13 protein-coding genes are annotated in these 13,737 nt (G+C 60.3%); 4 read left to right on the forward strand and 9 right to left on the reverse strand.

Annotation, left to right across the window (positions count from 1 at the left end):
* Positions 1 to 58: 58 nt before the first annotated feature.
* Positions 59 to 1,723: a putative bifunctional diguanylate cyclase/phosphodiesterase gene (locus BLU48_RS27340; protein ID WP_057022714.1), complete on the reverse strand. Its 1,665-nt coding sequence runs from the start codon at positions 1,721 to 1,723 to the stop codon at positions 59 to 61.
* Between the two features lie 276 nt (positions 1,724 to 1,999).
* Here BLU48_RS27340 and rep point away from each other — a divergent pair, with 276 nt between their 5' ends.
* Positions 2,000 to 4,009, forward strand: coding sequence for a DNA helicase Rep (rep, locus tag BLU48_RS27345; protein ID WP_046070074.1), 2,010 nt, complete (start codon positions 2,000 to 2,002; stop codon positions 4,007 to 4,009).
* Positions 4,010 to 4,066: 57 nt separating this feature from the next.
* Positions 4,067 to 4,639, forward strand: coding sequence for a xanthine phosphoribosyltransferase (locus BLU48_RS27350; protein ID WP_057022713.1), 573 nt, complete (start codon positions 4,067 to 4,069; stop codon positions 4,637 to 4,639).
* 146 nt (positions 4,640 to 4,785) lie between these two features.
* Here the strand turns inward: BLU48_RS27350 and BLU48_RS27355 are convergent, their stop codons facing one another.
* From BLU48_RS27355 to dadA, 6 genes are all read right to left on the reverse strand, one after another.
* Positions 4,786 to 6,708, reverse strand: a complete 1,923-nt coding sequence (locus BLU48_RS27355; protein ID WP_057022712.1) for an acetyl-CoA hydrolase/transferase C-terminal domain-containing protein — start codon at positions 6,706 to 6,708, stop codon at positions 4,786 to 4,788.
* Between the two features lie 138 nt (positions 6,709 to 6,846).
* Positions 6,847 to 7,257 (reverse strand): c-type cytochrome, encoded by a 411-nt coding sequence (locus BLU48_RS27360; protein ID WP_057022711.1) that lies wholly within the window; start codon positions 7,255 to 7,257, stop codon positions 6,847 to 6,849.
* A 181-nt stretch (positions 7,258 to 7,438) separates the two neighbouring features.
* Complete coding sequence (locus BLU48_RS27365) at positions 7,439 to 7,987, reverse strand: cupin domain-containing protein (RefSeq protein WP_005792468.1); 549 nt, start codon at positions 7,985 to 7,987, stop codon at positions 7,439 to 7,441.
* 116 nt (positions 7,988 to 8,103) lie between these two features.
* Positions 8,104 to 9,177 carry an alanine racemase gene (gene alr / locus BLU48_RS27370; protein ID WP_057022710.1) on the reverse strand — a complete coding sequence of 358 codons (1,074 nt, stop codon included), beginning with the start codon at positions 9,175 to 9,177 and terminating at the stop codon, positions 8,104 to 8,106.
* A gap of 79 nt (positions 9,178 to 9,256) precedes the next feature.
* Positions 9,257 to 9,610, reverse strand: a complete 354-nt coding sequence (locus tag BLU48_RS27375; RefSeq protein WP_057022709.1) for a RidA family protein — start codon at positions 9,608 to 9,610, stop codon at positions 9,257 to 9,259.
* Positions 9,582 to 10,883: a D-amino acid dehydrogenase gene (gene dadA, locus BLU48_RS27380; RefSeq protein WP_043046885.1), complete on the reverse strand. Its 1,302-nt coding sequence runs from the start codon at positions 10,881 to 10,883 to the stop codon at positions 9,582 to 9,584. Before dadA ends, BLU48_RS27375 begins: the two co-directional genes overlap by 29 nt.
* Positions 10,884 to 11,039: 156 nt before the next feature.
* Between dadA and BLU48_RS27385 the strand changes: the two genes are divergently transcribed.
* Entirely contained in the window at positions 11,040 to 11,528 is a 489-nt protein-coding gene (locus BLU48_RS27385) for an Lrp/AsnC ligand binding domain-containing protein (RefSeq protein WP_003176896.1), read from the forward strand.
* Between the two features lie 60 nt (positions 11,529 to 11,588).
* Here BLU48_RS27385 and BLU48_RS27390 read toward each other — a convergent pair whose 3' ends face one another.
* Entirely contained in the window at positions 11,589 to 11,942 is a 354-nt protein-coding gene (locus BLU48_RS27390) for a YkgJ family cysteine cluster protein (protein WP_043046884.1), read from the reverse strand.
* Positions 11,943 to 12,057: 115 nt separating this feature from the next.
* Here BLU48_RS27390 and BLU48_RS27395 point away from each other — a divergent pair, with 115 nt between their 5' ends.
* A complete protein-coding gene (locus tag BLU48_RS27395) occupies positions 12,058 to 13,350 on the forward strand; it encodes an NAD(P)/FAD-dependent oxidoreductase (protein WP_057022708.1) in 1,293 nt (430 codons plus the stop codon).
* Here BLU48_RS27395 and BLU48_RS27400 read toward each other — a convergent pair whose 3' ends face one another.
* Positions 13,351 to 13,575 (reverse strand): DUF1127 domain-containing protein, encoded by a 225-nt coding sequence (locus BLU48_RS27400; RefSeq protein WP_057022707.1) that lies wholly within the window; start codon positions 13,573 to 13,575, stop codon positions 13,351 to 13,353.
* Between the last annotated feature and the right edge of the window lie 162 nt (positions 13,576 to 13,737).

The raw sequence follows: 13,737 nt of genomic DNA on the forward strand, positions 1-13,737 counted from the left end.
ACTGACGCACCGCTATTGGGAGCAAGCCCCCTCCCACATTTTTAATGGCGTTCGCAACTTAGCCCAGCAGTGCCTGCTGGCTTTGCCCAAACATCAGGTATTCGACCAATTCCGGCAATGGCAACGGTTTGCTGATCAGGTAACCCTGGGCCTGGTCGCACCCGAACAAGCGCAACAATGCCAACTGCTCCGGCGTCTCTACACCTTCAGCCACCACTTCCAGGTTGAGGTTGTGGGCCAGGTTGATCATCGCGTGCACCAACTTGCGGTTTTCCTCGCGTTCTTCCATGCCACCGACAAAACTCTTGTCGATCTTCAACAAGGCGATCGGCAGGCTGTTGAGGTGCACGAACGACGAAAAGCCGGTGCCGAAGTCATCCAGGGAGAACCGCACACCGAGTCGGCCAAGGGCGTCCATGGTCTGCTTGACCAAGTCGCTGCGGCGCATCACGGCAGTTTCGGTCAGCTCGAACTCCAGCCATTGCGCTTCCACACCGCGCTCGGCAATCAGGCGACTGAGCGTTGACAGTAATTGGCTGTCCTGGAACTGGCGGAACGACAGATTGACCGCCATGTGCAGCGGCGGCAGACCGCGTTCGCGCAGGTCTTGCATGTCGCGCAAGGCCCGGGAAATCACCCAGTAGCCCAATGGCACGATCAGGCCGCTCTGCTCGGCCAGCGGCACGAACTCGCTGGGCGGCAACAAGCCGCGCTCACCGTGGCGCCAACGCACCAAGGCCTCGAGACCGACGATATGGCCGTCGTCCAGATCCAGGCGCGGCTGGTAGTGCAGTTCCAACTCATCGCGGCGCAGGGCCCGGCGCAGTTCACTTTCCAGATCGGCCAGGCTGCGAGCATTGCGGTTGATGCGTTCGTTGAAGATATGAAAGGTGCAGCCCTGGGTGCTTTTGGCCTGCTGCATGGCGATATGGGCATGCCACATCAACGGGTCGGCGCCGGCTCGGGCACGGGCATGGGCCACGCCCAGGCTGCAGCCGATCAGCAGGCTTTCACCATCCACCCAATAGGGCTCGGCCATCACTTCGGTGATCCGCTCAGCCATCCACTCGGCACGCTGCGGCGCCCGGCGGGTATCGATCAGCAAGGCAAACTCATCGCTGCCCAGGCGTGCCAGTTGGTCGCCGGCTTCGAGCTGGCTCTTGAGCCGCGACACCACCTGCAGGATCAGGCGGTCGCCAGCCTGATGGCCGAGGGCGTCGTTGGCATGACGGAAGTTGTCCAGATCCAGGTGGCCGAGAGCCAGGCCGCGGCCTTCGTTTTCCACCAGCCGCGCCGCCAGCAGGGTCTGGAAACCCTGGCGATTGGCGATACCGGTGAGCGGGTCCTGCTCGGCCAGGCGCTGCAAGGTGTTCTCCAGCACGCCGCGCTCGCGCACATGGCGCAAGCAGCGGCGCAGTGTGTCGGCGTCCAACGCATCCCGGATCAACCAGTCGCTGACACCCAGCGGCGCAACCAATGGTTCCTGCTCCAGCAGCAATACACACGGCAAGCTGCAACGGCCGGGGCCGGGTTGCAGGCTTGGTGTGGTCAATAGCACAGCACCCTGGTCGTCATCGAACAGACGACTCACCGAGTCCCAGTTGGGCGCACTGATCAGCACAGCCCCCTCGCCCATCGGCGCCAGGCACTCGCGCAACAACGCTGCCCACGCAGGCGTATCGGCCAGCAGCAGCAAACGCAAGGGTTCGACAGGCGTAGACACGCTAACTCCCTAGACTCGGCAAAATTTCGTTGGCGGTGGCATTATGACGTGCGGCCTGGCAATGATAAATGCATGACAAATGCATGGCAGATGATAGGTGTTATCAAACACGCAGACTGTGAAAAATAGTCTGAGTATTCCCCACATCCTGCGGCAAAGTAGCAAAACCGGCAAATTTAGATCGAGTGGTACGTCACACCGTCGTTCTATGGCAGCAGAATCTTTCCAGCCTGTTAAAATGCCCGCCCTTTTGAACAACGACTCCTTAAATTCCGTATGTCCCGACTCAATCCCCGGCAGCAAGAAGCCGTGAACTACGTCGGCGGCCCTCTATTGGTGCTCGCCGGCGCCGGCTCCGGCAAGACCAGCGTGATCACCCGCAAGATCGCGCACCTGATCCAGAACTGCGGCATCCGTGCCCAGTACATCGTCGCCATGACCTTTACCAACAAGGCGGCGCGGGAAATGAAAGAGCGGGTCGGCACCTTGCTCAAGGGCGGCGAAGGCCGTGGCCTCACGGTGTGTACCTTTCACAACCTGGGCCTGAACATCATCCGCAAGGAGCATGTGCGGCTGGGCTACAAGCCGGGCTTCTCGATCTTCGACGAGACCGACGTCAAGGCCCTGATGACCGACATCATGCAAAAGGAATACGCGGGCGACGACGGCGTCGACGAGATCAAGAACATGATCGGCGCCTGGAAAAACGACCTGATCCTGCCCGCCGAGGCCCTGGAAGCTGCACGCAACCCCAAGGAACAGACCGCTGCCATTGTCTACACCCACTACCAGCGCACGCTCAAGGCGTTCAACGCGGTGGACTTCGACGACCTGATCCTGCTGCCGGTCAAGCTGTTCCAGGAACACAAGGACATCCTGGAGAAGTGGCAGAACAAGGTGCGCTACCTGCTGGTGGACGAATACCAGGACACCAACGCCAGCCAGTACCTGCTGGTGAAACTGCTGATCGGCACGCGCAACCAGTTCACCGTAGTGGGCGACGACGACCAGTCGATCTACGCCTGGCGCGGCGCCCGCCCGGAAAACCTGATGCTGCTCAAGGTCGACTATCCGTCCTTGAAAGTGGTGATGCTGGAGCAGAACTACCGCTCCACCAGTCGCATCCTGCGCTGCGCCAACGTGCTGATCTCCAACAACCCCCACGAGTTTGAAAAACAACTGTGGAGCGAGATGGGTCATGGCGATGAGATCCGCGTGATCCGCTGCCGCAACGAGGATGCCGAAGCCGAACGCGTGGCCGTGGAAATCCTCAGCCTGCACCTGCGCACCGACCGGCCCTACAGCGATTTCGCAATCCTGTACCGCGGTAACTACCAGGCCAAGCTGATCGAGCTGAAATTGCAACACCACCAGGTGCCATATCGCCTGTCGGGCGGCAACAGCTTTTTCGGGCGCCAGGAAGTGAAAGACCTGATGGCCTACTTCCGGCTGATCGTGAACCCGGACGACGACAACGCTTTCCTGCGCGTGATCAACGTGCCGCGTCGGGAAATCGGCTCTACCACCCTGGAAAAGCTCGGCAACTACGCCACCGAACGCAAAATTTCCATGTATGCCGCCACCGACGAAATCGGCCTGGGCGAGCATCTGGATACACGCTTCACCGACCGGCTGTCGCGCTTCAAGCGCTTCATGGACAAGGTCCGCGAGCAATGCGCCGGCGAAGACCCGATCAGTGCCCTGCGCAGCATGGTCATGGACATCGACTATGAGAACTGGCTGCGCACCAACAGCTCCAGCGACAAAGCCGCGGATTACCGCATGGGCAACGTCTGGTTCCTGATCGAAGCGCTGAAGAACACGCTGGAAAAAGACGAAGACGGCGAAATGACCGTCGAGGACGCCATCGGCAAGCTGGTACTGCGCGACATGCTCGAGCGCCAGCAGGAAGAGGAAGACGGCGCCGAAGGTGTGCAGATGATGACCTTGCATGCCTCCAAGGGCCTGGAATTCCCTTACGTGTTCATCATGGGCATGGAAGAGGAAATCCTCCCGCACCGCTCCAGCATCGAAGCCGACACCATCGAGGAAGAACGGCGCCTGGCCTACGTGGGTATTACCCGCGCGCGTCAGACCCTGGCCTTCACCTTCGCTGCCAAGCGCAAGCAATACGGCGAAATCATCGATTGTGCCCCTAGCCGTTTCCTTGACGAGCTGCCACCGGACGACCTCGCCTGGGAAGGCAACGACGACACCCCCACCGAGGTGAAGGCCGTGCGCGGCAACACCGCCTTGGCGGATATACGCGCGATGTTAAAGCGCTAGAATCGACTACTTTTTAATCTACTTTCGGCGCCTGTTGCGCCATCAGAGGAAGTTTCCGTGGAAGCACTGCACAAGAAAATTCGCGAAGAAGGCATCGTGCTTTCCGATCAGGTACTCAAGGTCGATGCCTTTCTGAACCACCAGATCGACCCGGCGCTGATGAAACTGATCGGCGACGAATTCGCCGCGCTGTTCAAGGACTCGGGCATCACCAAGATCGTCACCATCGAGGCCTCGGGCATCGCCCCGGCAATCATGACCGGGTTGAACCTGGGCGTGCCGGTGATCTTTGCCCGCAAGCAGCAGTCGTTGACCCTGACGGAAAACCTGCTGTCGGCGACGGTGTATTCCTTCACCAAGAAAACCGAGAGCACCGTGGCGATCTCCCCGCGCCACTTGACCAGCAGTGACCGCGTGCTGGTGATCGATGACTTCCTGGCCAACGGCAAGGCGTCCCAGGCGCTGATCTCGATCATCAAGCAGGCCGGCGCAACCGTGGCCGGCCTGGGCATCGTGATCGAGAAGTCGTTCCAGGGTGGGCGTGCGGAGCTGGATGCGCAGGGTTATCGGGTTGAATCGCTGGCGCGGGTGAAGTCGTTGACCGGTGGCGTCGTCACCTTCATCGAGTAATTTGCTACACAGTAAATACCAAGTGAACACAGTTTAAAATGTGGGAGGGGCTTGCTCCCGATAGCAGCGGGTCAGCCAACTTATTTGGTGACTGATACACCGCCATCGGGAGCAAGCCCCCTCCCACATTGGGTTCAGGGTGTTTGTTAGTGCGCGGTGGCCTGTAGGCCCGCGAGCAGCAGGCGCTGGTACAAGTCTTCCTTCAATCCCTCTGGCTGGTCCAAGCGCATGCGCTTGAGATGCTCGGGAAACGCCTCCGGCTCCGGTGCATCCAGCGCCGCCTTGCCCAGCTCCAGAATCTCCGTCAGCTTGAATTTGCTCTTGAGCCAGTTCAGCGCCCGCAACAAATCCCGCTCTTCACCTGTGAAATCACTGCCCAGCGGGTATTCAGGGAAGAGTCGTCGATGCCTGGCTTGAATCGCTTGCAGCCGTTCCGGCGTGTTGTCGCCAAAGCGCGGATCCAGTTGGAAATCCTTGGGCAACTTGCCGGCCTTTTGCGCCTGTTCGATCAACTCGCCCTGGAACCGTGAGTCGGCGACATTCAGCAGCGCTTCGATCACCTTGGCATCCGTCTGACCCCGCAAATCGGCAATGCCGTACTCAGTAATGACAATATCCCGCAGGTGCCGGGGAATGGTGCAATGCCCGTACTCCCAGACGATATTGGAGCTGACCTCCCCCGCCGCCTCGCGCCAACTACGCAGGATCAGGATCGAACGCGCACCTTCCAGCGCATGCCCCTGGGCCACAAAGTTGTATTGCCCACCAACACCGCTGAGCACACGACCGTCTTCCAATTGGTCAGCCACACCTGCACCGAGCAATGTCACCATGATCGCGCTGTTGATAAATCGCGCATCCAGGCGTTGCAAACGCTTGAGTTCTTCCTGGCCGTATAGCTCGTTGATATAGCTGATGCCCGTCATGTTGAATTCGAGGCGCTTGGCGTGGGTCATTTCCTGCAAGCGCTGGTAAAAGCTGCGTGGCCCCAGGAAGAAACCGCCATGGATCGACACGCCATCGGGCTGGGCCGCATCATCCAGCAAGCCGGCATTAGCCTGCGCCTGGGTCGCCACATCCGGGTACACCTTGCGCCGGATAATCCCGGCATCCGCCAGCACCAGCAGGCCGTTGACGAACATCTCGCTGCAACCGTAAAGGCCCCGGGCAAAAGGCTCGACACCGCCTTCACGACTGATCAACGGCGCCCACTGATACACATCCATGTCCGTCAGCAACAACCGGTAGGCTTCGTTATCGGCCTGGCGCGCCAGCAAGGCAGCGGTCAGCGCATCGCCCATGGAACCGATGCCGATCTGCAAGGTGCCGCCGTCACGCACCAGGGTGCTGGCATGCAGGCCGATAAAATGGTCCTGGAAACCCACCGGCATGTTCGGGGTAGAAAACAGCGTGGTGCTGTCTTTTTCATCGAGCAGGTAGTCGAAGGCGTCCATGCCCAGTTCGGCATCCCCAGGCATGTAGGGCAGATCGCTGTGGACTTGGCCGACAACGAGGATGGTTTCACCGGCTTCGCGGCGCTTGGCGATCATCGGCAGCAGGTCGAGGGTGATATCCGGGTTGCAGCTCAGGCTCAGGCGGTCGGGATGCTCGGCGCTGCTGGCCACCAGTTGCGCCACCAGGTTCAGGCCCGCGGCGTTGATGTCGCGGGCGGCATGACTGTAGTTGCTGCTGACGTAATTCTGCTGCGCCGACGTGCTGTGGAGCAGGCTGCCGGGCTGCATGAAAAACTGCTGCACCTGGATATTCTTCGGCAGGCTGTCTTTATGCAGGTCGGCGAGAAAATCCAACTCGGGATAATCGCCAAACACCCGTTCGATGAAAGGTTCGAGGAAGCGCTTCTGCAAGCCATCGCCCAAGGTTGGCCGACCCAGGCTCAAGGCGGTGTAGATCGTCAGTGCCCGCTCCGGCAACTTGGCGATGCGCCGGTATAGCGCATTGGCAAACAGGTTGGGCTTGCCCAGGCCCAGCGGCATACCCATGTGGATATGCGCAGGCAACCGCGCCAGTACGTCGTCAACTGCTTGCTCGATTGAACACAACTGCACCATCCGACTGCTCCCGAACATTCCATGAATTGGAGTTGGACCGAGCTTGCCGGGTCTTTGCTGCAATGAACAGCCTCGAAACACAAATCGCACGCACAAAAAAGCCGCTCGTAAGCGGCGTTTTTGGCGAAGATCGGCTGATTACAGACCAGACATCTTCTTGATGGCGCCTTTGAGGTCATCATCCGAGCAATCAGCGCAGGTGCCTTTTGGTGGCATGGCGTTGATACCGGTGATGGCCTTGGCCAGGATGCCGTCGAGGCCGCCCTGATGATCGGCGCGCTCTTTCCAGGCAGCGGTGTCGCCAACTTTCGGCGCACCCAAGAGGCCAGTGCCGTGGCACGCGTTACAGTGCTTGGCGATAATCTCGTCCGGCGTCTTCGCACCGCCGCCACCCGCTGCCACGGCCACTTCCATGCCCTTGCACTCCTGGCCCTGGACGCACACCTGGCCCACGGGCTCCAGGCGCTTGGCAATATCATCATTGGTCGCAGCCTGGGCGCTGACAGCCCATAGGGCCAGTACGGTTGCTGGTGCAGCCAGCATTTTCATAATTAGGTTCACGCGTTCACCCTCAATGGTGGCTATTCACGCCTGCGGCCACGGTTTCGCAGGCGGCGAAAGTATAACGGTTAGCCCGCCTGGCCGAAACAACCCTATTAAATAAAGGGAGATTCAACCTCGCGGAATACTGCACGGGCGTCTCTACAACGTTGGCAGGACGCCTCTTCTGTTAAAAGTTCGCGGGCGTGGCTGCGCTGATTAGTCGCGCCGGCACGTCGAACGGGTTGCGAAAACGATGAGGCTTGGTGCTTTCAAAGTAGTAGCTATCGCCAGCTTCGAGCACAAAAGTTTCAAGACCGACCACCAGTTCCAGGCGACCCTCCAGCAGGATCCCGGTTTCTTCACCTTCGTGGGTGAGCATTTCTTCGCCTGTGTCGGCGCCCGGCGGGTAGATTTCGTTGAGAAATGCGATGGCCCGGCTCGGGTGTGCCCGGCCCACCAGTTTCATGGTGACGGCACCGTCAGAGATGTCGATCAGCTCATTGGCTTTATAGACGATCTGCGTCGGTATTTCCTGGAGGATCTCCTCGGAAAAGAACTCGACCATGGACATAGGGATACCGCCCAGCACCTTGCGCAAGGAGCTGATCGAGGGGCTGACGCTGTTTTTCTCGATCATCGAAATGGTGCTGTTGGTGACGCCCGCACGCTTGGCGAGCTCACGCTGGGAAAGACCTTTGAGTTTACGGATGGATTGCAGTCGTTCGCCGACGTCCAATGCAGGAGCCTCCTAGGATTCAGGCTTTGTTGTAATTGAGCGTTATCATGGCGACAGCGTTCAGTATTTACAACACTTGGGCCTAAATCCCGGACAGCTTGGTTCGTAGCCGGCGGCTAAGCCCCGGAATAGAGGCGTGGCACTCGGCGCAGGTTGCAGAAGATCTGGTAAGGAATGGTCTCAGCGGCCACGGCGACGTCACTGGCGAGGATAGTCTTGCCCCACAGTTCCACAGTGGAACCGAGGCCCGCCTGGGGTACGTCGGTGAGGTCGACACAGAGCATGTCCATGGACACACGCCCCAGCAGTTGGCTGCGCTGGCCCGCCACCAGCACTGGCGTGCCGGTTGGCGCATGGCGCGGGTAGCCGTCGGCATAGCCCATGGCAACCACACCAACACGCATCGGCTTGGGCGTGACGAACTTGGCGCCATAGCCCACGGGCTCACCGGCTGGTAGCTCGCGTACGCAGATAACTTTGGACTCAAGGGTCATCACTGGCTGCAAACGGGCAGCGAGCGCTTGATCTTCACCAAATGGCGTTGCGCCGTAGAGCATGATGCCCGGGCGCACCCAGTCGCTGGTCATCGTCGGCCAGCCCAGCACCGACGGCGAATTGCGCAGGCTGACTTCGGCCGCCAGGCCTTTTCGCGCCGCTTCGAATACGGCCACCTGTTCATCACTGCGCACGCAATCGAGTTCATCGGCGCGGGCGAAGTGGCTCATCAACACAATCTTGGCGACCTTGCCGCTGGCCAGCAGGCGCTGATAGGCCTCGTGGTAATCCTTGGGATGCAGGCCGACGCGGTGCATGCCCGAATCCAGCTTGAGCCAGACCGTCAACGGCTTGCTCAGGCGGGCCTGTTCGATGGCGTCCAACTGCCATAGCGAATGCACCACGCACCACAAGTCATGCTCGATGATCAGCGGCAGCTCGTCGGCCTCGAAAAACCCTTCCAGCAGCAGCACCGGCGCACGAATGCCGGCAGCACGCAATTCCAGGGCTTCCTCGATGCACGCCACGGCAAACCCGTCGGCCTCGGCTTCCAGCGCCTGGGCCACACGTACGGCACCATGGCCGTAGGCGTCTGCCTTGATCACGGCGAGGGCCTTGGCCCCCGTGACTTCACGGGCCAGTTGATAGTTATGGCGCAGGGCTTGGAGGTCGATCAGGGCACGGGCTGGACGCATGGCGGCAGGCTTCTAGGCAGCAAGGTGAAGAAAAAACCGGTGCCGACCAACAGCGTCGGCGCCGGGAGAGGGATCGTTATTAAGGCAGCGCAGCCACGACGGACAGCTCAACCAGGATTTGCGGCTCGCAGAGCTTGGCTTCAACCGTGGCGCGGGCCGGGGCGACGCCCTTGGGCAGCCACTTGTCCCATACCGAATTCATGCCGGCGAAGTCAGCGTCGATGTCTTTCAAATAGATCGTCACCGACAGCAACTTGCTCTTGTCAGTGCCGGCCAGGTCCAGCAGACGCTCGATATTGGCCAGGGTTTCACGTGTCTGCTGTTCAATCCCGGCGCTCATGTCGTCGCCGACTTGCCCTGCCAGATACACGGTACCGCTGTGGACAACGATCTGGCTCATGCGCTCATTGATGAGCTGGCGCTGGATTGACATGTTTCGCGGACTCCTGGTGGTTGCCATAACGGGAAATATCGAGGCCTGCGGCGCTGATCTGCGGGGTTTTCCTGGCCATCAGGTCGGCCAGCAAGCGGCCGGAGCCACAGGCCATGGTCCAACCGAGCGTGCCGTGACCGGTATTCAGGAACAGGTTCTTGAATGGGGTCGCACCGACAATCGGCGTGCCGTCGGGCGTGGTCGGGCGCAAGCCGGTCCAGAAACTGGCTTGGGCCAAATCGCCGCCCTGAGGATAAAGGTCGTTGACGATCATCTCCAGGGTTTCACGTCGACGTGGGTTCAGCGACAGGTCAAAACCGGCTATTTCAGCCATGCCACCAACACGAATGCGGTTGTCGAAACGGGTGATCGCGACTTTGTAGGTCTCGTCGAGAATAGTCGAGGTCGGCGCCATGGCCGGGTTGGTGATCGGTACGGTCAGCGAGTAGCCCTTGAGCGGGTACACCGGTGCCTTGATCCCCAATGGCTTGAGCAGCTTCGGCGAATAACTGCCAAGGGCCAGGACGTAGCGGTCGGCGGTTTCCAGCTTGCCGTCTATCCACACGCCGTTGATGCGATCACCTGCATAATCCAGGCGCTGGATGTCCTGTTCAAAGCGGAACTCCACACCCAACTGCTTGCACATATCAGCCAGGCGCGTGGTGAACATCTGGCAGTCGCCAGTCTGGTCATTCGGCAAACGCAGGGCACCGGCGAGGATATCCGTGACGCTGGCCAGGGCCGGCTCAACCCGAGCAATGCCGGCGCGATCAAGCAGTTCGAACGGCACGCCGGACTCCTGCAGCACGGCGATGTCCTTGGCGGCACCGTCGAGCTGGGCCTGGGTGCGGAACAGCTGGGTCGTACCGAGGCTACGGCCTTCGTAGGCAATGCCGGTCTCGGCGCGCAATTCGTCGAGGCAGTCACGACTGTACTCGGACAGGCGCACCATGCGCTCCTTGTTCACCGCATAGCGGCTGGCCGTGCAGTTACGCAGCATCTGCGCCATCCACAGGTATTGATCGATGTCGGCGGTGGCCTTGATCGCCAGCGGCGCGTGGCGTTGCAACAGCCACTTGATGGCCTTGAGCGGCACGCCCGGCGCAGCCCATGGGGATGCGTAGCCAGGAGAGACCTGGCCGGCGTTGGCGAAACTGGTTTCCATGGCAGCGGCAGGCTGACGATCGACCACGACAACATCGAAGCCGGCCCGCGCCAAATAGTAGGCACTGGTCACCCCAATGACGCCGCTACCCAAGACCAGAACGCGCATTTTTATATCCTCATCACGGGCTTAGCCGCTGACGTGTGTTATTCGAGCAATGATGGGCGCAGTATAAAAAGCAATCGCCAGTGCATTTCACTATATAAATGCCTATATTTGGCGACAATTCTCGGCAAAAACCCTTTTGACAGAGGCGTATCCCCTATGCGTACCAACACCCAGACCAAGCGGGAGCTGGACAAGATCGACCGTAATATCCTGCGCATCCTGCAAACCGATGGGCGTATCTCGTTTACGGAGTTGGGAGAGAAGGTCGGGCTGTCCACCACTCCCTGTACCGAGCGGGTGCGACGCCTGGAGCGCGAAGGGATCATCATGGGCTACAACGCGCGTCTCAACCCCCAGCATTTGAAAGGAAGTTTGCTGGTATTTGTCGAGATCAGCCTCGATTACAAGTCGGGCGATACCTTCGAAGAGTTTCGCCGCGCCGTACTGAAACTGCCCCATGTGCTGGAGTGCCATTTGGTGTCAGGGGACTTCGACTACCTGGTGAAGGCGCGGATTTCCGAGATGGCCTCGTACCGCAAATTGCTCGGCGATATCCTGCTCAAGTTGCCCCATGTGCGCGAATCCAAGAGCTATATCGTGATGGAAGAGGTGAAAGAGAGCCTTAACCTGCCGATTCCGGACTGACTCACCAGCACAACTCATCCAAATGTGGGAGCAAGCCCCCACATTGGCCGAGAACATCCGCTAGACCAATACCTGCCGGGTGCTCGCCATGTACTCATGAATCTGTTTTTCCACCCGTGGATGAATCAGCTCCACCGGTCCCCGTCCATTGGGGCATGGCAGGGTCTTGGTGGTGCCAAACAACCTGCAGATCAACGGCCGCTCGTCATACACCGTGCAACCGTTGGGCCCCAGGTGCACGCAGTTCAACTCGTCCATGGCCGCCTCCTGCTCTGCGGCGGTCTTGCGCGGCAGGCGCGACATTTCCTCAGGCGACGTCGTCACCGGCCCACAGCAGTCGTGGCAACCTGGGACGCACTCGAACGAAGGAATCTGTCGACGCAGCGCGCTGATTTTCTGCCTGTTGCAACTCATCGAAACACACACCGAACCGCGAATAAGCGTGGATTCTGACGCAAAACGCTCTGCGCAGACAGCCTCGTCCGACCGCTGTATCCTGCGTCAAATTTTCCAAACAGGGATGCTCCCCATGACCGCCAGCGCCCGGCACACCGCTTCCTACTATGCCGCCAGCAGCCTGCCGCAACCGGATTACCCGACATTGACCGGCGATGTGCGTGCCGATGTGTGCGTGATCGGCGGTGGTTTCTCCGGGCTCAATGCCGCCCTGGAACTGGCCCAGCGCGGCTTCAGCGTGGTGTTGCTGGAAGCGCGCAAGATCGGCTGGGGCGCCAGCGGGCGCAATGGCGGCCAGTTGATTCGCGGCGTTGGCCACGGACTGGATCAGTTCGCCAATGTGATTGGCAGCGACGGCGTGCGCCAGATGAAACTGATGGGTCTGGAAGCCGTGGAGATCGTGCGCGAGCGCGTGGAGCGTTTCCAGATTCCCTGTGACCTGACTTGGGGCTACTGCGATCTGGCCAACAAACCCCGTGACCTGCAGGCCCTGGCCGAAGACGCCGAAGAGCTGCGCAGCCTGGGCTATCGACACGAGGTGCGCCTGCTGCAAGCCAGCGAGATGGGCAGTGTGATCGGCTCCGACCGCTATGTCGGCGGCATGATCGACATGGGCTCCGGCCACCTGCACCCGCTGAACCTCGCACTGGGTGAAGCCGGCGTCGCGCAGCAGTTGGGCGTGAAGCTGTATGAACAATCAGAAGTGACCCGCATCGACTACGGCCCCGAGGTCAAGGTGCACACGGCCCAAGGCTGTGTGCGCGCCCAGACCCTGGTACTGGCCTGCAACGCCTACCTGAACGGGCTCAACCCGCAACTAAGCGGCAAGGTGCTGCCCGCTGGCAGCTATATCATCGCCACCGAACCCTTGAGCCAGGCGCAAGCCGCCAACCTGTTGCCGCAAAACATGGCCGTGTGCGACCAACGCGTGACGGTGGACTACTTCCGTCTGTCCGCCGACCGCCGCCTGTTGTTCGGCGGCGCCTGCCACTATTCCGGTCGTGACCCGAAGGACATCGGCGCCTATATGCGGCCGAAGATGTTGCAGGTGTTCCCACAATTGACCGAGGTGAAGATCGACTACCAATGGGGCGGCATGATCGGCATCGGTGCCAATCGACTGCCACAGATTGGTCGCCTGGCCGATCACCCCAACGTGTATTACGCCCAGGCGTACGCCGGTCATGGCCTCAACGCCACCCACCTTGCGGGCAAGCTGTTGGCCGAGGCTATCAGCGGCGAGCAACAGGGGCGCTTCGACCTGTTCGCCCAGGTGCCACACATCACCTTTCCCGGCGGCAAGCACCTGCGCTCGCCGCTGCTGGCCCTGGGGATGCTCTGGCACCGCCTCAAGGAACTGGTTTGATCAATCGCGCCAGAAGGGTTTCAAACCTTCATGGCGCGCCTGTTCAGCGCTAAGCCCTACGTCGCGCAGTTGCTCACTGGTCAGGTCCAGCAGGGCTTTGCGTGTATGACGACTGCGCCAGAACATCCCCCAGCGACTCTCGGTCGGCGCGGTCATCGTCCGCGCTTGCCCCGCTTCCAGTTCCTGGCTGCGTAACGCCAGCCGCACATCGCTCATACCGTTCATTTTGCTGTCCCTCATTGGCGTGTTGCCTTGAGTGGACAGCATGCGCGGGCGGTCAAAACCATTACAGATTCAAACTATTTTTATTAAAACAATACAGACACTGCCTATGGGCGGCTGAATCCTGTATTTTCCCCCTATCTGTACTGGTCCCTCGGGAGCGAC

Source organism: Pseudomonas synxantha (assembly GCF_900105675.1).
Taxonomy (GTDB): Bacteria; Pseudomonadota; Gammaproteobacteria; order Pseudomonadales; family Pseudomonadaceae; genus Aquipseudomonas; species Aquipseudomonas synxantha.

Excerpts from the sequence above, each read along its gene's own strand:
- rep (WP_046070074.1), top strand. The coding sequence starts at position 2,000 with ATGTCCCGACTCAATCCCCGGCAGCAAGAAGCCGTGAACTACGTCGGC.
- BLU48_RS27355 (WP_057022712.1), bottom strand. The coding sequence starts at position 6,708 with ATGGTGCAGTTGTGTTCAATCGAGCAAGCAGTTGACGACGTACTGGCG.
- BLU48_RS27360 (WP_057022711.1), bottom strand. The coding sequence starts at position 7,257 with ATGAAAATGCTGGCTGCACCAGCAACCGTACTGGCCCTATGGGCTGTC.
- alr (WP_057022710.1), bottom strand. The coding sequence starts at position 9,177 with ATGCGTCCAGCCCGTGCCCTGATCGACCTCCAAGCCCTGCGCCATAAC.
- BLU48_RS27375 (WP_057022709.1), bottom strand. The coding sequence starts at position 9,610 with ATGTCAATCCAGCGCCAGCTCATCAATGAGCGCATGAGCCAGATCGTT.
- dadA (WP_043046885.1), bottom strand. The coding sequence starts at position 10,883 with ATGCGCGTTCTGGTCTTGGGTAGCGGCGTCATTGGGGTGACCAGTGCC.
- BLU48_RS27385 (WP_003176896.1), top strand. The coding sequence starts at position 11,040 with ATGCGTACCAACACCCAGACCAAGCGGGAGCTGGACAAGATCGACCGT.
- BLU48_RS27390 (WP_043046884.1), bottom strand. The coding sequence starts at position 11,942 with ATGAGTTGCAACAGGCAGAAAATCAGCGCGCTGCGTCGACAGATTCCT.
- BLU48_RS27395 (WP_057022708.1), top strand. The coding sequence starts at position 12,058 with ATGACCGCCAGCGCCCGGCACACCGCTTCCTACTATGCCGCCAGCAGC.
- BLU48_RS27400 (WP_057022707.1), bottom strand. The coding sequence starts at position 13,575 with ATGAACGGTATGAGCGATGTGCGGCTGGCGTTACGCAGCCAGGAACTG.